This window comes from Sphingomonas bacterium (assembly GCF_903643035.1).
Taxonomy (GTDB): Bacteria; Pseudomonadota; Alphaproteobacteria; order Sphingomonadales; family Sphingomonadaceae; genus Sphingomonas.
Genome location: NZ_CAHJWW010000012.1, coordinates 1 through 22,702, shown reverse-complemented (window position 1 = coordinate 22,702; position 22,702 = coordinate 1). Strand labels below are relative to the sequence as shown.

Genomic DNA, 22,702 nt, shown 5'->3' with positions numbered 1-22,702 from the left:
GCACCGATGCCGCGGTGCTGGACGCGGCCGACCGCGCGAGCCGCGCCGCCGCGCTGTCCCTCGCCTTCGGCACGCGCCAGCTCGCGCTCGGCGGGATCGGCACGCTGTCGCTCCTGAACGCCAGCGCCACCAACGCGACCGCCCAGGCCAATCTGGTCCAGGCGCAGGCGGCACGGCTGGTGGACACGGTCGCGCTGTTCCAGGCGGTGGGCGGCGGCGTGACGGCGCAGGACCAGCCGCGGCGGGACTGATCCGCCCATCCCCGCCCGCTCGCGCGGATGGAAGGGGGGAGTGCCGGGGCGCCCCGCTCGTACCGCAGGACCGCCCTCCCCATCTCCAACGCGAAGGAGACAGGCCATGAGCGTGGCATTCAGGCGCGAGAGCGACGAGGAGCACAAGGAACCCCGCTTCGAGCTGCCGATCCCGGCCGGCGCCAATCTCGTCACTCCGCGCGGCCTCGCGCTGATCGAGGCGCGCGTCGCCATGCTGGAGGCCGGGCTGACCGAGGCGACGGGCGAGGAGGCGCGGGCCGCGCTCGCCCGCGACCTGCGCTACTGGCGGACGCGGCGCATCACCGCTGAGGTCGCGCCCGCTCCCGCCGGCGACGAGGTGGCGTTCGGCACTCGGGTCACGTTCCGCCTTTCCAACACCGTGCGCACGATCGCGATCGTCGGCCACGACGAGGCGGATCCGGCGGCGGGCTCCATCGCCTTCACGGCACCGCTCGCGTGGGCGATGTTAGGCATGTTGTCGGGAGAGAAGGTCGCGTTCAACGGCCGCGAGGACGCAATCGAGGTGCTCGCGATCCTGCCCGGCGACGACCGCGCGGGCGGCTGACCCGCCCCTCCCCCGCCCCGGCCTGCGTTCCCCGGGACCTTTTCGCGAGGCCCCGCGCTTTGTGCGACGCGGCGGTGAAGAGGGACACGGGGATGGCTACGACGGACCTGCTCCAGCATAGCGACGTGATCCTGCGCCCCGACCCCTCGCGCACCGTCGTCAGGCCGTTCGACCTTGGCTATCCGGGCCGCTTCGCCGACGCCGGGCCGTCGCGCACGCAGGTGATCGTCGACCGGATCACCTCGCTGGACGAGGCGCGGCTCGATGCCGAGCTGAGGGGCGTCACCAGGTCGCTCGACGAGCGCCACCGCGATGTCGACGCGACGCTGCGCCGCCGGTTCGAGGCGATCGCCGGACGGATCACCACTCCCCGCGACGTGAGCGACCGCCAGCAGCGGCTGATCGGCGCCTATTTCAGCGAGGAATACTCGTTCGAGGCGGCGGCGCTGTTCAACCCCAGCGCGGTGCCGCACCCGGACCAGTCGGGACTGCCCGACGGCGCGATCCGTTTCGTCCTGTCGCTGCGCGGGATCGGCGAGGGGCATGTGTCATCGGTCGCGTTCCGTACCGGGGTGTGGATGCCGGGGGGTGCGGTGACGGTCGATCCGCCTTCTCCCTCCGCCGTGCCCCCGGAGGTCGGGATCGAGGATGGCGAGGGCCGCGTGCGGCTCGATTGCGGCGCCAGCCGGTCGATCTGCGAGACGGTTATCTTCCCCGTCCTCCCCCGCCAGCGGCAAGGGATCGAGGACGTGCGCCTCGTGCGCTTCACCGACGACGACGGGACAAGCGTCTATCACGGCACCTACACCGCGTTCAGCGGCGCCGATGCGAAGCCGGAACTGCTGTCGAGCGGCGACTTCACCTCAATGGAGATGCGTCCGCTGACCGGCGACGCGGCCGGCGCCAAGGGCATGGCGCTGTTCCCGCGACGGGTGGACGGGCGGTTCCTAATGCTGGGGCGGCAGGACAGCGAAAGCATCTGGCTGCACCGCTCGGACGAGCTGTACCGGTGGAACGGCGGCGCGAGGCTCGTCCGTCCGCGCTACCCCTGGGAGTTCGTCCAGATGGGCAACTGCGGCTCGCCGCTGGAGGTGGACGAGGGGTGGCTGGTCTTCACCCATGGCGTCGGCACGGTCCGCAACTATTGCATGGGCGCGTGCCTGCTCGACAAGGCGGACCCGTCGAAGCTGCTGGCGCGGACGCCCGCTCCGATACTGGAGCCCAGTCCCGGCGAGCGCGACGGCTATGTCCCCAACGTCGTCTACGGCTGCGGCGCCATGCTGTCGGGCAGGGACGTGTTGATCCCCTATGGCGTCGCCGACAACTTCACGAGCTTCGCCACGACGACGGTGGACGGGCTGCTGGGCGCGATGGAGTGACGGGCGATCCAAGGGGCTATAGGGCCGAGCGATGACCGACCTTCCCGCGCCTCCGATCGCCGCCACCCGCCCCTACAGCTTCACCACCCACGGCGTCACGATCGACGACCCGTGGGCGTGGCTGAAGGACCCCGACTATCCGGACGTCGGCGACGCGGACGTGCTCGCCTATCTCACGGAGGAGAACGCGTACTTCGAGGCGGTGATGGCGCCGCACCGGCCGCTCGTCGACCGGCTGTACGAAGAGATGAAGGGCCGCATCAAGGAGGACGAGTCCTCCGTGCCGCAGAAGGACGGCGACTGGCTTTACTGGACCGCCTACGAGACCGGCGGGCAATATCGCAGGTGGTGGCGCAAGCCCGTCTCCGGCGGTCCGGACGAACTGCTGCTCGACGAGCCCGCGCTGGCGGAGGGACACGAGTATTTCCGGCTCGGCGCCTTCTCCGTCAGCAACGGCGGCAGCCTGCTCGCCTATGCGATCGACGACAGCGGTGCCGAGCGGTTCACCGTCCGGGTGAAGGACCTCGCCACCGGCGAGCACCTGCCCGAGACGATCGAGGGCATGTTGTCCGACATCGTCTGGACGGCGGACGACTCGGGGTTCCTCTACGGCGTCGCCAACGACCAGTGGCGGACCGACAATGCCCGCTTCCACCGGCTCGGCACACAGGTGGGACAGGACGTCGAGCTGTACCGCGAGGCGGACGAGGGGTATCGCGTCGCGGTCGGCGAGACGAGCGACCGCCGGTGGCTGACGATCGAGACCGGCGATCACGTGACCAGCGAGGTGCGGCTCCTTCCCGCCGGCGATCCGCTGGCCGAGGCGCTGCTGGTCGCGCCCCGCCTGCCCGGCCGCGAATACGACGCCGACACGCACGGCGACATGCTGTTCATCCACACCAACGACACGGATACGCAGTGGCGCCTGGTCACCGCGCCGATCGCGTCGCCCGGCGAGTGGACCGAGCGGATCGCGCCGTCGCCGCATTTCTACATGACCGGCATCGCGCTGTTCCGCGACTTCTTCATCGTCGAGGGGCGCGAGGACGGGCTCGATCAGGTGGAGCTCCACCGCTACGACCCCGCGGTCGCACCGACGCGCATCGCCTTTCCCGAAGCGAGCTATTCCGCCGGGCTCGGCGACAATCCCGAATGGGCGATGGACGTGCTCCGGCTCGGCTATGAGTCGATGGTGACGCCTGGCACCGTCTACGACTACGACGTCGCGACCGGCAGCCTGGCGACACTGAAGGTGCAGGAGATCCCGTCGGGCTACGACGGCGACCGCTACCGGACCGAGCGGCTGCACGTCACGGCGCGGGACGGGACGCAGGTGCCGGTCTCGATCGTCTACATGCTGGACGAAGACGGCGGCGACTTCCCGCGCGACGGGTCGCGGCCGCTCTACCTCTACAGCTACGGGGCGTACGGGCATGCGATCGATCCCGGCTTTTCCACCGGGCGCCTCAGCCTGCTCGATCGCGGGTTCGCCTATGCCATCGCGCATATCCGCGGCGGCGACGATCTGGGCCAGCAATGGTATCTCGACGGCAAGCTGGAGAAACGCGTCAACACGTTCAACGATTTCGTCGACGTGGCGAAGGGCCTGATCGACCGGGGCTGGACCAGCGCCGGCCGGATCGCCATCGCCGGCCGCTCGGCAGGCGGCGAGCTGATGGGCGCGGTCGTCAACTCCGATCCCGGGCTGTGGGGCGCGGTGATCGCCGACGTGCCGTTCGTCGACGTCCTCAACACGATGCTCGACGCCGAACTGCCGCTGACGCCGGGCGAGTGGCCCGAATGGGGCAACCCGATCGAGGACGAGGCCGCGTTCCGGCTGATCCGTTCGTACAGCCCGTACGAGAACGTGACCGCGCAAGACTATCCGCCGCTGTTCATCTCAGGCGGGCTCAACGATCCGCGCGTCACCTATTGGGAGCCCGCCAAATGGGCCGCGCGCCTGCGCGCCACCAAGACGGACGACAACGTCCTGCTCCTCAAGACGAACATGGGCGCGGGCCATGGCGGCAAGTCGGGACGATTCGACAGCCTGCGCGAGGCGGCGGAAGAGCATGCGTTCGTGCTGTGGCAGTTGGGAGCGGACGGCTGAACCTCCACTCCCTGCTGCTCCATTACGGCCTGTTCGCCCTGTTCCTGGGCGCGGGGTTCGAGGGCGAGACGGCGGTGGTCGCAGGTGGCCTGCTCGCGCACGAGGGGCTGTTCTCCTTGCCCGGCGCGATGGCGGCGGCGGCGGCCGGATCGTTCGTCGCCGACCAGCTGTTCTTCGCCGGCGGCCGCTATTTCCGCGATCGTCGCTGGGTGCGCCGCCAGCGCGAGCGACCCGCCTTCGCCCGCGTGCTCGCCATGCTGGAGCGTCATCCGATCGCGTTCATCTTCGCGTTCCGCTTCATCTACGGCATCCGCACGATCAGCCCGATCGCGATCGGCACCAGCCGGGTGCGCGAGCCGGTGTTCCTGGCCGTCAACGTCGTCGCCGCGATCGTCTGGGGCGTCCTGTTCACCGCGATCGGCTATGCGTTCGGGCACGGGTTCGAGCGGCTGCTGCACCGGTTCGAGCCGTCGGGCACGACGATCGCGGTCCTCGCCGCCCTGGCCGCCGCGGCGCTGATCGTCCTCCATCTATTCCGTCGCCGGCGCTCGCGGGCGACAGAGCCGGACGAGGCGCCGCAACAAGGCGCTTGATTCCGCCCCTCCGCTCCCGGATGACCGGACGCGACCGTCAAGAAGGAAGCGCATGATCCCGCTCGTCTGGCTGCTGGCACAGGCCGCACCCTCGCCCGCGAAGCCTGCCGCACCGCCACCGCCCGTAGCCGCCGCTCCCGCTTGGACGCCGGTCGAACGCGCCAGCGCGGCCGGCGGCACGCGGTCGGTTTCCGCCGCCGCCAATGCGCCGGGTGGACGGCTGGTCGTGCGCTGCGACCATGCGCCGGACGCGGTCGTTTCCGTCCAGTTCATCCCGCGCGATCCCTATCGCGGCTTCGGCGTTCAGCCCGTGTCGCTCCGCTTCGACGACGGCACCGCGCTGATCGACAATTGGGAGCTGCTGGGCGCGGGTGCCATCGAGCGGGAGGAACGCGCGATGGCGACGCTGACGATGGGTATCGCGCATGCCCGCCGGATCAGCCTGCGGACCGTCGACCACGCGGGCGCACCGCTCGACGTGTCGTTCGAGGGGCCGGCCAGCGAGGCGCCGATCCGCCGGGTCGTGGAGGCATGCGGGCAGGTGCTGGGCAAGGTGGCGCCACCGTCTCCCGATCTCGCGCCTCCCGCCGATCCCGCCACGCCGCCGGGCAAGCCGTCGTGAGCCCGCTGGTCCGCATCGGGCGGCACCGCGACGTGCTGGCGCTGACGCTTGACCGCCCGGACCGGCTCAATGCCGCGCCGCCGGAAATGTTCGACGAGCTGACCGCCGCGCTGGGTGCGCTGGACGGTGCCCGTGCGGTGCTGATCGCGGGCGCGGGTCGTGGCTTCTGCTCGGGGGCCGATGTCGCGGGCGGCGCATCGGGCGCGGATGATCCGGGGACGACGATCGGTGCGGCGCTGACCAGGAGCTACAATCCAGCGATGCTCGCGATCGCGGCGTTACCGGTGCCGGTGGTGAGCGCCGTGCGCGGACCGGCTGCGGGAATCGGTTGCAGCCTGGCGCTGGCGGCGGACTTCTGCGTGGCATCCGACACCGCGTATTTCCTGCAGGCGTTCGTCAACATAGGGCTGGTGCCCGACGGCGGCGCGAGCTGGATGCTCCCGCGGCTGATCGGCCGCGCCCGGGCCGCCGAGATGATGTTGCTGGGCGAGCGGGTGCCCGCCGCGAAGGCGCTGGACTGGGGCATGATCCATCGCGTGGTGGCGGATGCTGACCTCGACGAACAGGCGTTGGCGCTCGCGTCCCGACTGGCGGCCGGGCCGGCGGCGACCGGCATGATCCGTCGGCAGCTGCACGAGGCGGCGACCCTCGACTATGCCGGGGCGCTGGAGGCCGAGGCCGTGAATCAGCGCACCGCGCGTGAGACCGCGGACGGCGCGGAGGGCGGCGCGGCCTTCCTCCAGAAACGCGCGCCCGTCTTTCGCGGCGTCTGAGAGGCGACGTGGCGACGCTGGTCACGGGGGCGGCAGGCTTCATCGGTATGCACGTCGCCGACGCGCTGCTCACGCGCGGCGACCAGGTGATCGGGATCGACTCGCTCAACAGCTATTACGATCCGGCGCTGAAGCACGCGCGGCTGGCGCGCCTCGTGGAGCAGCATGGCGACGCGTTCCGGTTCACGGCGGTCGACTTCTCCGATCGCGTCGCGCTCGATGCGGCGGTGAGCGGCCGGGCCGTCGAACGGATCGTGCATCTTGGCGCGCAGGCGGGGGTACGCCACTCGATCACCAACCCGCACGACTATGCCGCCGCCAATCTGGTGGGCCACCTCAACATTCTGGAGCTGGCCCGGCATCGCGGTGTGGCACACCTCGTCTATGCGTCGTCGTCGTCGGTGTACGGCGCGTCCGCCACGGTGCCGTTCCGCCTCGAGGACCGCACCGATCGGCCGCTGTCACTGTATGCCGCGACCAAGAAGGCGGACGAGCTGATGAGCGAGAGCTACGCCCACCTGTATCGCCTGCCCCAGACGGGGCTGCGCTTCTTCACCGTCTATGGCCCGTGGGGCCGTCCCGACATGATGATGTGGATCTTCACGCGCTCGATGTTCGCGGGCCAGCCGATCCCGGTTTTCAACGAAGGACGGATGGAGCGGGACTTCACCTATGTCGACGACATCGTGGCCGGCGTGCTGGCGGCGCACGACCATCCGCCCGCCGACGACGGCGTGGAGAAGGCGGGCGGCAGCATCGCTCCGCACCGGATATACAATCTTGGCAATAACCGGTCGGAACCGCTGGGCCGGGTGATCGACCTGCTGGAAGCGGCGACGGGCCGACGGGCGGTGCGCGACCTGCTGCCGATGCAGGCGGGCGACGTGCCGCGCACTTTCGCGGACATCGGCGCGATCGGGGCCGAGCTGGGCTTTGTGCCCACCACCACGATCGACATGGGCGTGCCGAGATTCGTGGGCTGGTACCGCGGCTATCACGGGATATAGCGCCGCCCTGCGCCCCATTGACGGTCCCACCCCGTCCCAGCACAGCGCGCCATGCGCTTCTTCTCCGACAATGCCGCGCCCGCCTGCCAGGCGGTGCTGGACTCCGCCGCCGCCGCCAACGCGCTCGACACCGCCTATGACGGCGATACCTGGTCCAGGCGGCTCGATGCGCGCTTCTCCGAGGTGTTCGAGACCCAGGTGCGGGCGTTGTGGGTGCCGTCGGGCACCGCCGCCAACTGCCTCGCGCTCGCCGCGCTGTGCCCGCCGCACGGGAGCATCGTCTGCCACCGGGACGCGCACATCCAGAACGACGAGGGCGGCGCGCCGGAGTTCTACACGCACGGCGCCAAGCTGATGCTCGCGGACGGGGATGGCGCCAAGCTGACCCCCGGTGGCATCCGCGCGGTGACGGACGCGATCGCGAACGATGTCCACCGCGTCCAGCCGCACGCGATCTCGATCACCAACGCGACCGAATACGGCCTGGTCTATTCGCCGGACGAGGTCGCGGCGATCGGCGCGTTGGCGAGGGAGCTGCGGCTGGGCTTCCACATGGACGGCGCTCGCTTCGCCAACGCGGTCGCGAGCGCGGGCTGCTCGGCGGCGGACGTCACCTGGCGCGCGGGCGTCGATGCGCTGAGCTTCGGGTTCATCAAGAACGGCGGCATGACGGCGGAGGCGCTGGTGTTCTTCCGGCCCGAGCTCGCCGCCGACACGCTGCGCCGCCGCAAGCGCGCGGGGCTGTTGCTGTCGAAGGGGCGCTATCTCGCCGCGCAGCTTCTCGCGATGCTGGACGACGACGTGTGGCTGGGCAACGCCCGCGCGGCCAACGCCGGCGCGTCGCTGCTCGCGGCGGCGGCGGGCGACCGGCTGGTCCATCCGGTCGAGGCGAACGAGGTCTTCCTGCGCGTGACGGAGGATGAGGCGGCGGCGTTGCGGGGCAAAGGCTTCGACTTCTACGACTGGGGGCCGGGCGAGGCGCGGCTGGTGATATCGTGGAACCAGACCGGGACGGACATCCACCCGCTGGCGGACGCGATCGCGAGTCTATAGTTCTTCGATTTTTAATCCCGTTCGGGCCGGACTCGTTCGGGACTTGTCCGTCATCGTCGGTGCGGGAACAAGGCCAGTGTTTCGACCCGTCCGGCATGAACGTAGACGCCGGTCCCGGCGCGAATGGAACTGGATGCAGAGGCAAGGCACCGCGATCCTGATCCCGTTCGCGGTCGTCACGCTGATCTGGGGGTCGACGTGGCTAGTGATCCGCGATCAGATCGCGGTCGTGCCCGGGCTGTGGTCCGTCGCTTATCGGTTCGCGCTCGCCGGCGCAGCGATGGGCCTGCTGGCGCTGGCGCGGCGGGAGCGGTTTCCGGCGGACGCCGCCGGGCTGGGCTTCGCGGGCGCGCTGGGAGTGACCCAGTTCACGCTGAACTACACCTTCGTCTACGCCGCCGAGGCGCATATCGCCTCCGGGCTCGTCGCGGTGGTGTTCGCGCTGCTGCTGCTGCCCAACGCGCTGCTGGGCCGGCTGGTGCTGGCACAGCGGCTGAGCGCACGGCTGCTCGTCGGCTCCGGCGTCGCGATGGCGGGGGTCGCGCTGCTGATCGTCCAGCAGGCGCGGGCCGACCCGAGCGGGCCGCACGAGACGCTGGTCGGCGTCGTGCTCACGATCGGCGCCATCCTCGCCGCGTCTTGCGCCAACGTCGCGCAGGGGACGGCGGTGGCACGGCGCTATCCGATGACGGCCACGCTGGCGTTGGCGATGCTGGCGGGCGCGGCGGTGGATGCCGGGCTGGCGATGACGGTCGCGGGGCCGCCGCCCTTCCCCGCGAGCTGGCGATACTGGGCCGGAGTCGCCTGGCTGGCGCTGGCCGGCTCGGCGCTGGCCTTCTCGCTCTATTACCGCGTGCTGCGGGTGATCGGGACGGCGCGCGCGGCCTATGCCGGCGTGCTGGTACCGGTGATCGCGATGCTGCTGTCGACGCTGTTCGAGGGCTATCGCTGGTCCGCGCTGGCGGTGACGGGAGCGGTGCTGACCGGCATCGGACTGCTGGTGGCGCTGAGCGCGCGCAGGCCCGCGCGGTAATCGGGATACGCCGGCACCCAGCCGAGCACGCGCCGGGCCTTGCCGTTCGCCACCCGCCTGTTCTCCGCGTAGAATCCCCGCGCCATGGCCGACAGGTTCTCGACCGCGACCAACGGCGGCGGCGGCAGGCCCAGCAGCGCGGCGGCATGGACCACCACCTCGTCCTGCCCGCAGGGCACATCGTCGGCCAGGTTGTACGCCCCTGCGGGCGCATCGAAGCCGGCAATCACGCCCGACACGATGTCGTCGACATGCACCCGGCTGAACACCTGGGCGGCGATCCCGGTGCGATGCGCCCGGCCATCGCGCACCCGGTCGAGCGGCGAGCGCCCGGGGCCATAGATGCCCGGTAGCCGGAAGACGCGCGCACCCCGCGCCAGCCATGCCGCATCCGCTGCCGCGCGCACCGATCGCCGGCCGGTTCCGGTCGGCGCGCTCTCGTCCACCCATGCCCCCGCCATGTCGCCGTACACGCCCGTCGAGGACAGATAGCCGAGCCAGCGGTCGCCGAGCAGGTCGCCATAGCGCGCCAGCACGGGATCGTCGCCGTCCGGCGGTACCGAAGACAGGACATGACTCGCCCGCGCCAGCGCAGCCGCGACGGCCCGGCGATCGTCGAACTGGACCGACCGACCGCGACCGTCACGGGTGGTGCCCGCCGTGCCCGGCAGACGGACCGCGAGGCTGGTCGACGTATAGCCCAGGCCGAAGACGAACAGGCGGATCATGCCGTCGCTATGCCCGCTTCGGCCCTCACCCGCCAGCCGCCGCCGATGCCGGAACGAACCCGTAGCACCGGCGATTGCGTATTTACGTACAGGAGAAGAGCGTGACGGACGAAGCGACGGAGAACATCGTCGATCCCAGGGACGCGGCGGAAAGCGCCGGGCTTGTCTATGTCGACCACGAGATGCCGGGCATCGCCCGCCGGAAGAGCGGAAAGGGCTGGAGCTATCGCGATCCCGACGGCAAGGCCGTCAGGGATCGCGCGACGATCGACCGGATCGACAGGCTCGCGATCCCGCCCGCCTATCTCGACGTGTGGATCTGTCCCGATCCCGACGGGCACCTGCAGGCGACCGGCCGCGATGCGAAGGGGCGCAAGCAATACCGCTATCACGAGCGGTTCCGCGAGGTACGCGACGGGACCAAGTACGAACACATGCTGGACTTCGCGCAGGCGCTGCCGGGCATCCGCTCGCGCATCGATGCCGACATGCGCCTGAAGGGCTTGGTACGCGAGAAGGTGCTGGCCACCGTCGTCCACCTGCTGGAGACGACGATGATCCGCGTCGGCAACGCGGACTACGCCAGGCAGAACGGCAGCTATGGCCTGACGACGCTGAACGGCGAGCATGTGGAGGTCGCGGGAGCCGAGCTGAAGTTCCGCTTCAAGGGGAAGAGCGGCAAGCAGTGGAACCTGAAGATCAGGGATCGCCGCGTCGCTCGGATCGTCAAGGCGAGCCAGGATCTGCCCGGCCAGCACCTGTTCCACTATCTCGACGACGACGGCCACCAGCATGAGGTGACGTCGGGAGACGTCAACGCGTATCTGAAGGACATCGCAGGCGCGCATATCACCGCCAAGGATTTTCGCACCTGGACGGGCACGGTGCTGGCCGCGCTGGCGCTCGCCGAGTTCGAGAAGGTGGACAGCCAAGCCGCGGCGAAGAAGAACGTGCGGGCCGCGATCGAACGCGTTTCGGCGCGACTGGGCAACACGCCCGCGGTATGTCGCAAATGCTACGTCCACCCCGAGGTGCTCGACAGCTATCTGTCCGACTCACTGGTGCTGGAGGTGCGCGAGGAAGTCGACCGCGAGCTGGCCGAACGCGACGACGGCGCGGGAGCGGCGTTGCGGCCGGAGGAGGCGCTGGTGCTGGCGTTCCTGCAGCGGCGGCTGGCGGCAAAGGACCCGCCCGCGGCCGCCTGAGCGCGAGTCAGCGTCGCGCGTGCCGGATCAAACCGACCGCGGCGACCGACGCCCAGGCGATCTCGACGACGGCCGACGGGAGGTTGAACGTACCCCGAAGCGATGCGAGGATCAGTAGCGATCCCGCCAGATTGACCGCCAGCGCCGCCGGCCGGGTCGCCGCCACCCGCCCGGTGACCGTCCCGGCATAGGCGGCGAGCAACAGGGCGACGCCGAGGAGACCGGCCGCGTCCAGCCAGGTCAGCGACAGCTGGGCGCTCGGCGGATCGGCGCTTTGCAACGGTTCAAAAGTCTACATCGTCATAATGCGCCGGCGGACTTAGCATCTCCATCCGCTCGGCGAGCAGCGGACGGAAACTCGGCCGACTCTTCAACCCGCGATACCAACGCGCAGTCTGCTCATGGCTCTTCCAGTCGATGCCGCCTAAATAATCGGTAACCGAGATCTGCGCCGCCGCGGCGAGATCGGCCAAGCTCATCGTCGCGCCGCCCAGCCAGTTGCGATGGTCCAGAAGATAATCGACATAGTCGAGATGCTGGATCGCGGCCTTCATCGCTTCGCGCAGCCCCTTGGCATCGGGCGAGGCGCGGTGCGCCAACCGTTTTATCATCCGTTCGTGCAGCAAAGGCCCGGTCACGTCGCGATAGAAGGAACCGTCGAACCATGCGACCAGCCGGCGGATTTCCGCCCGGTTCGCAGCGGTGCCGTTTATCATCGCGGTGCGATCGACCGTCTCTTCCAGATACTCGCAGATCGCCATCGAATCGATTAGCGGCGCGGCGTTGCGGCCGGCGTCGACCATCACCGGCGTCTGTCCGGCCGGGTTCATGTCCAAGAACTCGTCACGTCGCGCCCACGGCGACTCGCGTACCAAGTCGTAGCCGACACCCTTCTCACCCAGCAGCAACCGTACCTTGCGACTGAACGGGCACAGGGGGAACTGATAGAGCTGCCACATGAACACGTATTAGAAGTTACGGCCTCGCGAGGAAAGCGACATGAGGATCGGCTGAGCCTGACGCAAAGGGCCGCCCGGTTACCCGGACGGCCCTGACTTCATATCGCTCGTCGGCTCAGATATCGTCGCCGAGCGCGCCCTTGACCGAACCCTTGACGTCCTGTCCGACGCCCTTGACCTGCTGGGCCTCGCCCTCGGCGGTCAGCTCCTCGTTATTCGTGACCTTGCCGATCGCCTCCTTGGCCTCGCCCGCGATCTTGTTGCCGGCCGCTTTGACCTTGTCGGTGAACTCACCCATGATGACCTCCATCGCTCTTGCGGGTACCAGAGGCGGTCCCCGCTTCGGATTGCCTGCGTTTAACCCTTCATTTCCACAGGGGTTCCGTGACGTTTGCGTTACGGTCGGGCGTCGTCAGATCAGGCCCGCCAGCGGGCTTGACGGGTCGGCATACCGGCGCACGCCCATCCGCCCGGCGCGATAGGCGAGCCGGCCCGCTTCCACCCCCGCCTTCATGGCGCGCGCCATCAGGATAGGGTCCTTCGCCTCGGCGATGGCGGTGTTCATCAGCACGCCGTCGCAGCCCAGCTCCATCGCCGCCGCCGCCTCGCTCGCGGTACCGACCCCGGCATCGACCAGCACCGGCACGCTCGCGCCCTCGACGATCAGGCGGATCGTCACCTTGTTCTGGATGCCCAGCCCCGATCCGATCGGAGCGCCCAGCGGCATGATCGCGACCGCGCCGACATTCTCCAGCCGCTTCGCCGCGATCGGGTCGTCAACGCAGTAGACCATCGGCAGGAAACCTTCGTTGGCCAGGATCTCGGTCGCGCGCAGGGTCTCGACCATGTCGGGATACAGCGTGCGCGCCTCGCCCAGCACCTCCAGCTTGACGAGATCCCATCCCCCCGCCTCGCGAGCCAGGCGCAGCGTGCGGATCGCGCTCTCGGCGTCGAAGCAGCCGGCGGTGTTGGGAAGATAGGTGATCCGCTTGGGGTCGATATAGTCGGTCAGCATCGGCGCGTTTCGGTCCGCGACGTTGACGCGGCGGACGGCGACGGTGACGATCTCGGCCCCCGACGCCTCGACCGCGGCGGCGTTCTTAGCGAAGTCGCGATACTTGCCGGTGCCCACGATCAGGCGCGAGCGGAAGGTACGGCCGGCGACGGTCCAGCCATCTTCCACGACCGGAGCGGCATGGTCCCCTCCCCCGACGAAATGGACGATCTCTATGTCGTCGCCGTCCTCGACCGGCACCTGCGCCAGCGTCGAGCGGGGCACGACCTCCAGGTTGCGCTCCACCGCCACCTTCTCGGGCACGAGGCCGAGTTCGGTCGCGAGCTGGGCCAAGGTCAAACCGGCGGCGACGCGGCGGTGCTCGCCGTTGACGGTGATGGAGACGGTGCCGTCGGTATGGGACATAATGTGCAGCGGGTACTCAGCCGAGAAAGACTTTGGCGAACACGACGCCGGCGGCGAAGGCCGCCAGCGCGCCCATGCCCGCAAAGGTAGGGCTGAGCGGGCCGAAACGCGTCCCCTGACAGGTTTTCGCCGTCATCGCGAGCTTGTGACCGAGATCGACCTGAATCTGATCGATGCGCGCTAGCTGCTCGCTGATGTTCAAGGTCGGTTCCGAACGGTCGGGCGTGGTGGCCATGGCGGTGCTCCCATTCGCTGATATAGACGCATCGCGCGCCTTTGCGAGCATAACCGACCGGAGCCTCATGCCGACCGTCTTCGTCCTCAACGGACCCAACCTGAACCTGCTCGGCATGCGGGAGCCCGACATCTACGGGTACGACACGCTGGACGACATCGCCGGCCGGCTGGAGGATCGCGCGCAGGCGCTGGGACTGGAGATCGACATGCGCCAGTCCAACCACGAGGGGCATCTGATCGATTGGCTGCACGAGGCGCAGGCGTCGGGCGCGAAGGCGGTGCTGCTCAACGCGGGCGGGTTCACCCACACGTCGGTTGCGCTGCACGACGCGATCAACTCCGTCGTTACGCCGGTGATCGAGGTCCATCTGTCGAACCCCCACGCGCGCGAGGACTTCCGGCACGCAAGCTTCGTCGGACGCGCGGCGCGCGGCTCGATCGCGGGATTCGGCGCCTACTCCTACATCCTCGCGCTTGAAGCCGCGGCACGGTTCTGACACACGCCGCCGCTTGGAATCAGGGGCTGCCATGACCGATGTGAACGAGGCGGGAGCGATGATGGTCGATGTCGACCTTGTCCGCCAGCTGGCCGAACTGCTCGATGCGGGTGCGCTGACCGAGATCGAGGTGGAGGACGGCACGCGCAAGATCCGCGTGGCGCGCAAGCCCGGCGGCGGGGGCGGCGCTCCGGTGGTGCATTATGCGCCGCAGCCCGCTCCGGCCGGCGCAGCGCCGATGGACGCTCCTGCGATCGCATCCGCGCCCCGTATCGATGCGGTCAAGTCGCCGATGGTCGGCACCGCCTATCTTTCCGCCGAGCCGGGATCGAGACCCTTCGTCGGCGCCGGGCAGACGGTGAAGGCGGGCGATACGCTGCTGATCGTCGAGGCGATGAAGGTGATGAACCCGATCCTCGCGCCGAGCGCGGGAACGGTGCGCGAGGTGCTGGTGGAGAACGGCCAGCCGGTCGAGTTCGACCAGCCGCTCGTCGTGGTAGAGTAAGCATCTTGGCCAGGATCAGGAAGCTGCTGATCGCCAACCGTGGCGAGATCGCGCTGCGTATCCATCGCGCCTGCCACGAAATGGGGATCGCGACCGTCGCGGTGCATTCCACCGCCGACGCCGAGGCCATGCACGTCCGGCTCGCCGATCAGGCGATCTGCATCGGGCCACCCGCGGCCGCTGACAGCTACCTCAACATCCCCAACATCATATCGGCGGCGGAGATCAGCGGCGCCGACGCGATCCATCCCGGCTACGGCTTCCTGTCCGAGAACGCGCGGTTTGCCGAAATCGTCGAGAGCCACGGCCTGATCTTCGTCGGCCCCAAGCCCGAGCATATCCGCACGATGGGCGACAAGGTGGAGGCCAAGCGCACCGCCGGCGCGCTCGGGCTGCCGCTGGTGCCCGGCTCCGATGGCGCGGTGAGCGATCTTGCGGACGCGAGGCGGATCGCCGACGAGATCGGTTATCCGGTCATCATCAAGGCGGCGTCGGGCGGCGGCGGGCGCGGGATGAAGGTCTGCGCGTCGAAGGACCAGCTCCAGACGCTGATCGCGCAGGCGGGAACGGAGGCGAAGGCCGCGTTCGGCGACGCGACCGTCTACATGGAGAAGTACCTCGGCAACCCGAGGCACATCGAGTTCCAGATATTCGGCGACGGCCAGGGCACGGCGCTCCATCTGGGCGAGCGCGACTGCTCGCTCCAGCGCCGGCATCAGAAAGTGCTGGAGGAGGCTCCTTCTCCCGTCATCACGCCCGCGGAGCGCGAGCGGATGGGCGGCGTCGTCGCGCAGGCGATGGCCGACATGGGCTATCGCGGCGCCGGCACGATCGAGTTCCTGTGGGAGGCGGGCAACTTCTACTTCATCGAGATGAACACCCGGCTGCAGGTCGAGCATCCGGTGACCGAGATGATCACCGGCATCGATCTGGTGCGCGAGCAGATCCGCATCGCCGAGGGCGAGCCGCTGTCGGTCCGCCAGGACGAGGTCGCCTTCGCCGGCCATGCGATCGAGTGCCGGATCAACGCCGAGGACCCACGTACCTTCGCGCCCTCACCCGGCCTGGTGAAACAGTATCACGCGCCGGGCGGCCTGCACGTGCGCGTCGATTCCGGCCTCTACGCAGGCTATCGCGTACCGCCCTTCTACGACTCCATGATCGCCAAGCTGATCGTCTATGGAAGCACTCGCGCCCTGTGTCTTGCCCGCCTGCGCCGTGCGCTGGAGGAGTTCGTGATCGAAGGGCCGGTAACGACCATTCCGCTGCATCAGGCGCTGGTCGACGATCCCGAGTTCCAGGCGGGGGACTATACGATCAAGTGGCTGGAAGAGTGGTTGGCGCGAGCAGGAGGCACGGGATTGTCCCGGGGATGATCCCGCCTTCCCAAGCCAGCCACCTGGCGGATCAGGATCGAACAGGCGGGGCGCTTCGATAGAGGGGCGGAGGGCTCGACGGATCGCCTCCGCCGTCCCCGCGCTTCCGTGTGAAATCTAGTCGCCACGTTACGGGACCAAACAGCTAGCCCCGCGCGCCCATCGTGGACCGCGCGATCCGGCCCACCAGCATCGGGAGTCCGGCATGGCTCGCCCGATGGAACGGCGAGTCCATGTCCAGCGCCGCCGTCAGCCGTCGATGCGCCTCGCCCAGCGCATGATAGGGCAGACCGGGCAACAGATGATGCAGCGCATGGTAACGCAGTCCGACAGGTGCCCATAGCATCGGCAGAAGAGTGGGCGGCGGCACGTTCACCGAGTCGAGATATTGCGCGGTGACGCTCATCGCCTCGCCGTCATTCTCCCATAGGTGCGCCACCAATGTGCGAACCTGGTTGAGTACCCCAACCGCCGAGGCGATCCCCATCGCGATCCCGAACGACCGCCACGACACGATCCCGCTCGCCACCAGCATGATGAGCGTGATCGCCCAGAGGCTCGCGAGCGTCTCCAGCCACCGCCACTGCGCGCGCGCCGCACCCTCGGGCGAGCGGCGGCGAAAGCCGGGATTGATCGCCAGCGCCGAATACCGCTCCGTCACCACGCGCCGCAGTTCCGGCATCATCGCCGACAACGGTGCGAGCACGCCGAAGCGGACCAGCAACGCGAGCGGCGCCAGTGCCGACACGACCACGAACAGCGGCAGCGTCCATGGCTTCATCAGCGCGAGCGGCAGGTACTCGGGATCATCGGCGGTGCCATAGCGGGTCCGGGCGTGGTGGAGATTGTGAACCCCCTCGTACATGAAGGACGGGATCAGCATCGGCACGCCGATCATCGCGTTCCAGCCGAGCCGAAAGCCGGGCAGCGAGCCATGCTTCACATGGCTGACCTCGTGGATGAAGCTCATCGCGCGATACAGCGCCAGCACGGCGACGACGGCGGCGGCGATCGTCAGGCCCGGGGTGGAACTCGTCACGGCCAGCGCCAGCGCGCCGTAGCCGATCGCGGCCGACGCGAGGAGGTCGGCCCAGTACAGCGCCGGCCGCGGCGCCGTCAGCTCGCGGGTCAGTTCGGCCGCGGCGCGCAGCATGGCCCTGTCGTCGGCGATCCGCGTGGTGCCCGGCACGGCCGCGGCGGCACGGTCTGGAGTGAAGGTCGCGATCATCGTCACAGAAAGGCCCCAAGATAATGGCGTCAGCATGGCGGACCAGGGCCACTGGCCCGCTTCGGACTTGTGCCGGGGCGCAAGTTGCAGAAGAACTCCCGTCGACGCCAAACGACCCGGAGCCACCCTTCATGGCCGAACCCGCCATCCGTCCGATCGACAGCAAGCGCGACCGGAAGGCCTTCGTCGACCTGCCGTTTCGGCTCTACAAGGGCGATCCCAACTGGGTGCCGCCGCTGAAGGGGGAGGCGCTGGGGCTCATCACGCCGGCCAAGAACGGCTGGTACAGCCATGCCAAGGCACAGCTTTTCCTGGCCGAGCGTGACGGTCGGGTGGTGGGGCGCATCTCCGCGCATATCGACACGCTGGCGCTCACCATGCCCGCGGAGCAGGGCTTTGGCCCCGGCGTCGGCCAGTGGGGGCTGATGGAAGCGGAGGACGAAGCGATCTTCCGCGCGCTGATCGCCCGCGCAGAGGGATGGCTGCGCGACCAGGGAATGACACGCGCGCTCGGCCCGATCTCGCAGTCGATCTGGGAAGAACCGGGCCTGCTGGTACAGGGCTTCGATCATCCGCCGACCATCATGATGGGTCACGCCAAACCCGAGTATCAGGGGTGGATCGAACGCGCGGGCTATGGCGTCGTCAAGCGGCTCCGGACGTACGACCTCGACATACTGAAGCCGTTCCCGCCGATCATCGAGCGGATCATCGCCAGCGGCGAGAAGAACCCGCGCATCCGCATCCGCGAGGTAAACAAGAAGAGGTTCGAGGATGAGGCTGCGATCATCCTGTCGATCCTCAACGACGCATGGCGGGACAATTGGGGGTTCGTGCCTCTCACCCCGCCCGAGATCAAGGACGTCGGCGTCAAGCTGAAGCCCATCGTGTTCAACGACCTGATCCGGATCGCCGAAGTGGACGGGCGGCCGGTCGCGTTCATGATAACGCTTCCCGACCTGAACGAGGCGATCGCGCCGCTGAACGGATCGCTGCTGCCGTTCGGCTGGGCGAAACTGCTGCTGTGGCTGCGCGCGCCCACCGTGCGGACCGTGCGCGTACCGCTGATGGGCGTCGTCAAGGACTTGCAGGCCTCGCGCCTCGCGAGCCAGCTCGCCTTCATGATGATCGAGTATATCCGCCGCGCATCCGTCACGAAATACGGCGCGAGCCGCAGCGAGATCGGCTGGATCCTGGACGACAACCAGGGGATGAACTCGATCGCGACGACGATCGGCAGCGCGGTCAACAAGGTGTACGACATCTATGGGCGGGACCTGTAGCGCCCGCGAACCCGTCGCTCTCGTCCGGACATGGAAGTCGCCGCCGCGCCCTGGCCGTCAGAAAACGATCGCACCACCCGTCACCAGCCGGATGTCGGGCGAGTTTGGATTCAGCCCCGCGACCACCTGCGCGTCAAGCTGGAACCGCTTCGTCGGCCGCCACGCGACCGAGAACGCCGCGAGCGAGTGCGTCTCGTGCCCGGAAGGATCGTCGTCGCGCTCGACCGACAGCTCGCCATACACGTTGACGGCCTCGGTCAGCTTATAGCGAAGACCCCAGATGCCGCTGTACGCCAGATGCCGCCCATCGCCGGACTGGTTGGTCGCCGCATCCATCTCGCCCGTGAATTGCGCGGCGAGTTTCCTGGTCAGATCGTACTGCACCGGCACCTGTGCGCCCGCGCTCCAATCGCCCGCCCCCACCGGATAACGTCCGGTCGGCACCGTCACGAACGGCTGGAAGCCCGCGGAGAAAGGCTTGCCCTCCTCACCCGCGAGATGCTGGCGCACCGCGAGCGTCACGTCGCCGGTGCCGTTCACGGTATCGATCTCGCCAGTCGTCTTGTCACGGGTGCGGTCATGGCCATAGGCGGTCCAGCCGACCTGAACCTCCGTCTTCGGTCCTACGCCGAAGCGAGCGAGCAGGTCGGCCGAGACGATCCGGTCCTCGCGTTGATCCGAGCGGTCGTCACGCTGCCAGTCGAAGGTCGAGGCTTCGATCTGGACGTGACCCGGCTCGGTCGTGCAACTCGAACCGCCGAGACTTGGCCGCGTAGGGCAGAAGCGCGGTCCGTCCGACCCATCGGGCTTGTCCTGCGCGAGCGCCGGCACCGCGGCGAGCAGCATCGCCGTCGCGAGCGCCGCCCGCATCACCTGAGCGCCACCCAGGTCGGCGCATGGTCGCTCGCCTTCTCGCGCCCGCGATACGCCTTGTCGACGCCGGCGTCGACCAGACGGTCCGCCGCCATCGGGCTGAGCAGCAGGTGATCGATCCGGAACCCCGCATCACGCTGCCATGCGCCCGCCTGATAGTCCCAGAACGTCCACACTCCGCCCCCCGGATAACGGGTGCGCAGCGCGTCGGTCCACCCTTGCGCCAGCAGCGAGCGATAGCCGGCCCGGCTTTCGGGCTGCATCAGCGCGTCCTCGGCCATCGCCCGTGTCGAATAGCTGTCGTCGTCGTTGGCGATGACGTTGTAATCGCCCGCCAGCACCGCCGGCACCTCCTCCGCCAGCAGCGCGCGCGCCCGCGCGGCGAGCCGTTCGATCCAACGCAGCTTGTAGTCGAACTTGGGTCCCGGACGCGGATTGCCGTTAGGCAGGTAGAGCGAGGCGACGATCAGCTCGTCGCCGCCCGGATCGGTGATCGCGCATTCGAGATAACGGCTATGTTCGTCCTCCGGCTCGCCGGACAGGCCCCGCTGCCGCTCCGCCGGCTGGATGCCGCGCGCTAGAACGGCCACGCCGTTCCAGCTCTTCTGGCCATGCCATGTCGCGCCATATCCCGCAGCCTCGATCTCGGCGATCGGAAAGGTCTCGTCGCTCGCCTTCAGCTCCTGGAGACACACGATATCGGGCTGCGCCTCTGCCAGATATTCAAGGACGCGCGGCAGCCGGGCCTTGATGCCGTTGACGTTGTAGGTGACGACCTTGAGCGGCAAGCGTCAGACCGCGAACGACGAGCCACAGCCGCAGCCCGAAGCGGCGTTGGGGTTCTCGACCCGAAAGGCGGCGCCGCCGAGCGACTCGACATAATCGACCGCGCACCCACGGACGAGATTGAGGCTGACCGCGTCCACCACCAGCCGTACGCCGTCGGTCTCCGCGACGGTGTCGTCCGCCTCGGGCGCATCCGCAAACCCGAACCGGTACTGGAAGCCCGAACAACCGCCACCATCGACCGACAACCGCAGGATCGCAGGCTTGCCCTGCCGGCTCGCCACCGACGCGACACGCGCCGCTGCGGAAGGGGTGAGAGCGATGTCGGATGCCTGCGTCGCCATGACCGGCAGATAGGCGGTACGCACGTCCAGGGCAACGGGCGCGATCAATCCTGCGGCGAAGGGCCGTCCATCACAACCGGGATCGCGGTGGCCGAAGCGGACTGCGCCGCCGTCAGGTAATCGGCGGTGGTCAGGAACGGCGCCGGGTTGACCGCCTTGCCGTCGATGCGGACCTCGTAGTGAAGGTGCGAGCCGGTCGAACGGCCGGTGGAGCCCATCAATGCGATCAGCTGACCCCGCTTCACTGCCGAGCCCGGCTCGACAAGGATCTTAGACAGATGGCCATAGCGCGTCTGGATGCCCTTGCCATGGTCCAGCTCGATCAGATTGCCATAGCCGCCCGCGCGCTCCGCCCGATCGACGGTGCCGTCGGCGGTGGCGTATATGGGGGTGCCGACGGGACCGCGGATGTCGACGCCGGCGTGCATCCGCGCGGTATGGCGGAACGGATCGGAGCGGATGCCGAAGTTGCTGGTGAACTCCAGCTGGTCGACCGGGTGGACCGACGGGATCGCGATCCCGGCGTGCAGCGGGGCAAGGCCGCCGTCACCCTGCTTCCACGTATCGAACAGCGAACGCATGTGGGTCTCGGCGGCGACTTCGGCGGCGGTCACGACGCCTGCTACGACGATCGCGGCGCTCGCGCCCGTCGCGACGATCGAGGAACCCGTGCCGGTCGAGGCGACCATGGCCGGAGGGCTGATCGGGTCTGCCGGATCCGCCTTGGCCGCACCGGCGGCGGCCAGACCGGCCAGGACCAGTGCGAACCCTGCGCTTCGTGCGATCGAGCCGTTGGCCTTTTCGCCGGGTACCTTCGAAGCCGCCATCGCCGTGTCGTCCCTGGTGTCCGTCGATGACGGCACCTGACGCGCACCAGCCGGGGTCGGCAAGGGGACCGGCGGCGACGCGCGTCGGACCGGCATGGAGGCGCGGCGAATGGAGGACGCGATATCCCAGATTACCGTCGCCCGCCGCGATCCTCGATCGTCATAGCGCCCTGGCGGCGGACAGCACCTCGCCGGCATGGCCGGGCACCTTCACCTTGCGCCACACCCGCGCCAGCCTGCCGGCGGCATCGAACAGGAAGGTCGAGCGGTCGATGCCCATGTATTTCTTGCCGTACATGCTCTTCTCGATCCAGGCGCCGAACGCCTCGCACGCCGCGCCGCTCTCGTCGCTGACGAGCTGCACTTCCAGCTGGTGCTTGCCGGTGAACCGCTGGTGGCTGGCGGGCGTGTCCTTGGACACACCGATCACGCGCACCCCCGCGGCGGTGAAATCGGCGGCAAGGAGAGAGAAGTCCTGCGCCTCCTTCGTGCAGCCCGACGTGTCGTCCTTCGGATAGAAATACACCACCGCCGGCCGTCCGCGCAGCGAGGCGAGCGGCAACGGCGATCCGTCGGTCGCGGTCAGTATCAGTTCGGGCAGCTCATCCACCATGGTTCTCCTTGGCATCCTCCCCGGGGCTCTCCCCGACCCGGATACATCCGACATCCTGCCGCGTGCGCGCGAGCTCCGCAACGACCGTGTCCCAGTCCGGCAGGCCGACCGCGCGCGCGATCACCGCGCAGCTGGCCGGTGGCGGCACCTGCGCATCGGGCGCCAGCAACCGGGTTGCGACGAGCAGCCGGGTCAGCAGGTCGTGCGCCGCTCGCGCGCCGGGCGGCAGGCGATCGCCGAGCGCGTCGATCGCGTGCCCGAGATCGGGATCGAAGCCGGCGCGACCGACCAGTTGCGCGACGTGCACCGCGAACTCCAGGTCGACGAGCCCGCCCGGCGCCAGCTTGACGTCGAGCGGTCCCGCCGGCGGCTTGTGCCGGGCCATTTCCGCGCGCATCGTCAGCGCGTCGCCCG

Annotated in this window: 26 protein-coding genes and 2 pseudogenes; 15 read left to right on the top strand and 13 right to left on the bottom strand. The window is 69.0% G+C overall.

The window, feature by feature from the left end; translation table 11 throughout:
• The 10 genes and pseudogenes from HUV01_RS01870 to HUV01_RS01825 form a co-directional block, all read left to right on the top strand.
• Nucleotides 1–251 (top strand): annotated as a pseudogene (locus HUV01_RS01870) (efflux transporter outer membrane subunit); the annotation flags it as partial.
• Between the two features lie 106 nt (nt 252–357).
• Nucleotides 358–837, top strand: a complete 480-nt coding sequence (locus tag HUV01_RS01865) for a GreA/GreB family elongation factor (RefSeq protein WP_174296623.1) — start codon at nt 358–360, stop codon at nt 835–837.
• Nucleotides 838–929: 92 nt separating this feature from the next.
• A complete protein-coding gene (locus HUV01_RS01860; RefSeq protein WP_174296622.1) occupies nt 930–2,216 on the top strand; it encodes a glycoside hydrolase family 130 protein in 1,287 nt (428 codons plus the stop codon).
• Between the two features lie 31 nt (nt 2,217–2,247).
• Entirely contained in the window at nt 2,248–4,326 is a 2,079-nt protein-coding gene (locus tag HUV01_RS01855; protein WP_174296621.1) for a S9 family peptidase, read from the top strand.
• Nucleotides 4,302–4,919, top strand: a complete 618-nt coding sequence (locus tag HUV01_RS01850; protein WP_368039979.1) for a DedA family protein — start codon at nt 4,302–4,304, stop codon at nt 4,917–4,919. Before HUV01_RS01855 ends, HUV01_RS01850 begins: the two co-directional genes overlap by 25 nt.
• Before the next feature lie 52 nt (nt 4,920–4,971).
• Nucleotides 4,972–5,541: a hypothetical protein gene (locus tag HUV01_RS01845; RefSeq protein WP_174296620.1), complete on the top strand. Its 570-nt coding sequence runs from the start codon at nt 4,972–4,974 to the stop codon at nt 5,539–5,541.
• 5 nt (nt 5,542–5,546) lie between these two features.
• Nucleotides 5,547–6,314 (top strand): enoyl-CoA hydratase-related protein, encoded by a 768-nt coding sequence (locus HUV01_RS01840; protein ID WP_254606304.1) that lies wholly within the window; start codon nt 5,547–5,549, stop codon nt 6,312–6,314.
• A gap of 8 nt (nt 6,315–6,322) precedes the next feature.
• Entirely contained in the window at nt 6,323–7,321 is a 999-nt protein-coding gene (locus tag HUV01_RS01835; RefSeq protein ID WP_174296618.1) for an NAD-dependent epimerase/dehydratase family protein, read from the top strand.
• Between the two features lie 51 nt (nt 7,322–7,372).
• Entirely contained in the window at nt 7,373–8,374 is a 1,002-nt protein-coding gene (locus tag HUV01_RS01830; protein WP_174296617.1) for a threonine aldolase family protein, read from the top strand.
• Nucleotides 8,375–8,507: 133 nt separating this feature from the next.
• A complete protein-coding gene (locus tag HUV01_RS01825; protein WP_174296616.1) occupies nt 8,508–9,407 on the top strand; it encodes a DMT family transporter in 900 nt (299 codons plus the stop codon).
• On the opposite strand, the gene HUV01_RS01820 is transcribed toward HUV01_RS01825, so the two are convergent.
• On the bottom strand, nt 9,317–10,135 hold the full coding sequence (locus tag HUV01_RS01820; RefSeq protein ID WP_174296615.1) for an NAD(P)-dependent oxidoreductase: 819 nt from the start codon (nt 10,133–10,135) through the stop codon (nt 9,317–9,319). The two genes, HUV01_RS01825 and HUV01_RS01820, sit on opposite strands and share 91 nt — an antisense overlap.
• 101 nt (nt 10,136–10,236) lie before the next feature.
• Between HUV01_RS01820 and HUV01_RS01815 the strand changes: the two genes are divergently transcribed.
• Nucleotides 10,237–11,340 carry a DNA topoisomerase IB gene (locus tag HUV01_RS01815; protein ID WP_254606302.1) on the top strand — a complete coding sequence of 368 codons (1,104 nt, stop codon included), beginning with the start codon at nt 10,237–10,239 and terminating at the stop codon, nt 11,338–11,340.
• Nucleotides 11,341–11,347: 7 nt separating this feature from the next.
• Here HUV01_RS01815 and HUV01_RS01810 read toward each other — a convergent pair whose 3' ends face one another.
• The 5 genes from HUV01_RS01810 to HUV01_RS01790 form a co-directional block, all read right to left on the bottom strand.
• Nucleotides 11,348–11,620, bottom strand: coding sequence for a CBU_0592 family membrane protein (locus HUV01_RS01810; protein ID WP_174296614.1), 273 nt, complete (start codon nt 11,618–11,620; stop codon nt 11,348–11,350).
• Between the two features lie 4 nt (nt 11,621–11,624).
• Entirely contained in the window at nt 11,625–12,299 is a 675-nt protein-coding gene (locus HUV01_RS01805) for a glutathione S-transferase family protein (RefSeq protein ID WP_174296613.1), read from the bottom strand.
• 115 nt (nt 12,300–12,414) lie between these two features.
• Nucleotides 12,415–12,597 carry a CsbD family protein gene (locus HUV01_RS01800; RefSeq protein ID WP_174296612.1) on the bottom strand — a complete coding sequence of 61 codons (183 nt, stop codon included), beginning with the start codon at nt 12,595–12,597 and terminating at the stop codon, nt 12,415–12,417.
• Between the two features lie 114 nt (nt 12,598–12,711).
• Complete coding sequence (gene thiS / locus HUV01_RS01795; RefSeq protein WP_174296611.1) at nt 12,712–13,719, bottom strand: sulfur carrier protein ThiS; 1,008 nt, start codon at nt 13,717–13,719, stop codon at nt 12,712–12,714.
• Nucleotides 13,720–13,735: 16 nt separating this feature from the next.
• Nucleotides 13,736–13,954: a hypothetical protein gene (locus tag HUV01_RS01790; RefSeq protein ID WP_174296610.1), complete on the bottom strand. Its 219-nt coding sequence runs from the start codon at nt 13,952–13,954 to the stop codon at nt 13,736–13,738.
• Between the two features lie 67 nt (nt 13,955–14,021).
• Between HUV01_RS01790 and aroQ the strand changes: the two genes are divergently transcribed.
• From aroQ to accC, 3 genes are read left to right on the top strand one after another with little or no spacing between them, the layout of a single operon-like run.
• Complete coding sequence (aroQ, locus tag HUV01_RS01785; RefSeq protein ID WP_174296609.1) at nt 14,022–14,453, top strand: type II 3-dehydroquinate dehydratase; 432 nt, start codon at nt 14,022–14,024, stop codon at nt 14,451–14,453.
• A gap of 31 nt (nt 14,454–14,484) precedes the next feature.
• Entirely contained in the window at nt 14,485–14,958 is a 474-nt protein-coding gene (accB, locus tag HUV01_RS01780) for an acetyl-CoA carboxylase biotin carboxyl carrier protein (protein ID WP_174296608.1), read from the top strand.
• A 5-nt stretch (nt 14,959–14,963) separates the two neighbouring features.
• Nucleotides 14,964–16,334, top strand: coding sequence for an acetyl-CoA carboxylase biotin carboxylase subunit (gene accC / locus HUV01_RS01775; protein WP_174296607.1), 1,371 nt, complete (start codon nt 14,964–14,966; stop codon nt 16,332–16,334).
• Between the two features lie 145 nt (nt 16,335–16,479).
• On the opposite strand, the gene HUV01_RS01770 is transcribed toward accC, so the two are convergent.
• Nucleotides 16,480–17,562, bottom strand: coding sequence for a fatty acid desaturase family protein (locus HUV01_RS01770; RefSeq protein ID WP_174296626.1), 1,083 nt, complete (start codon nt 17,560–17,562; stop codon nt 16,480–16,482).
• A 131-nt stretch (nt 17,563–17,693) separates the two neighbouring features.
• Here HUV01_RS01770 and HUV01_RS01765 point away from each other — a divergent pair, with 131 nt between their 5' ends.
• Nucleotides 17,694–18,845 (top strand): N-acetyltransferase, encoded by a 1,152-nt coding sequence (locus HUV01_RS01765; RefSeq protein ID WP_174296606.1) that lies wholly within the window; start codon nt 17,694–17,696, stop codon nt 18,843–18,845.
• Between the two features lie 57 nt (nt 18,846–18,902).
• On the opposite strand, the gene HUV01_RS01760 is transcribed toward HUV01_RS01765, so the two are convergent.
• The 6 genes and pseudogenes from HUV01_RS01760 to HUV01_RS01735 all read right to left on the bottom strand — a co-directional run.
• The gene (locus HUV01_RS01760; RefSeq protein WP_174296605.1) at nt 18,903–19,715 is read right to left on the bottom strand and encodes a transporter; all 813 of its coding nucleotides are present in this window, start codon (nt 19,713–19,715) and stop codon (nt 18,903–18,905) included.
• Entirely contained in the window at nt 19,715–20,506 is a 792-nt protein-coding gene (xth, locus tag HUV01_RS01755) for an exodeoxyribonuclease III (protein ID WP_174296604.1), read from the bottom strand. Before xth ends, HUV01_RS01760 begins: the two co-directional genes overlap by 1 nt.
• A 3-nt stretch (nt 20,507–20,509) precedes the next feature.
• On the bottom strand, nt 20,510–20,848 hold the full coding sequence (gene erpA / locus HUV01_RS01750; RefSeq protein WP_174296625.1) for an iron-sulfur cluster insertion protein ErpA: 339 nt from the start codon (nt 20,846–20,848) through the stop codon (nt 20,510–20,512).
• Nucleotides 20,849–20,892: 44 nt separating this feature from the next.
• Nucleotides 20,893–21,675, bottom strand: coding sequence for a M23 family metallopeptidase (locus tag HUV01_RS01745; RefSeq protein WP_254606301.1), 783 nt, complete (start codon nt 21,673–21,675; stop codon nt 20,893–20,895).
• Between the two features lie 160 nt (nt 21,676–21,835).
• Nucleotides 21,836–22,288, bottom strand: a complete 453-nt coding sequence (locus HUV01_RS01740; protein WP_217430867.1) for a peroxiredoxin — start codon at nt 22,286–22,288, stop codon at nt 21,836–21,838.
• Nucleotides 22,278–22,702, bottom strand: a pseudogene (locus tag HUV01_RS01735) (glutamine-synthetase adenylyltransferase); the annotation flags it as partial. The gene HUV01_RS01740 and the pseudogene HUV01_RS01735, both read right to left, overlap by 11 nt.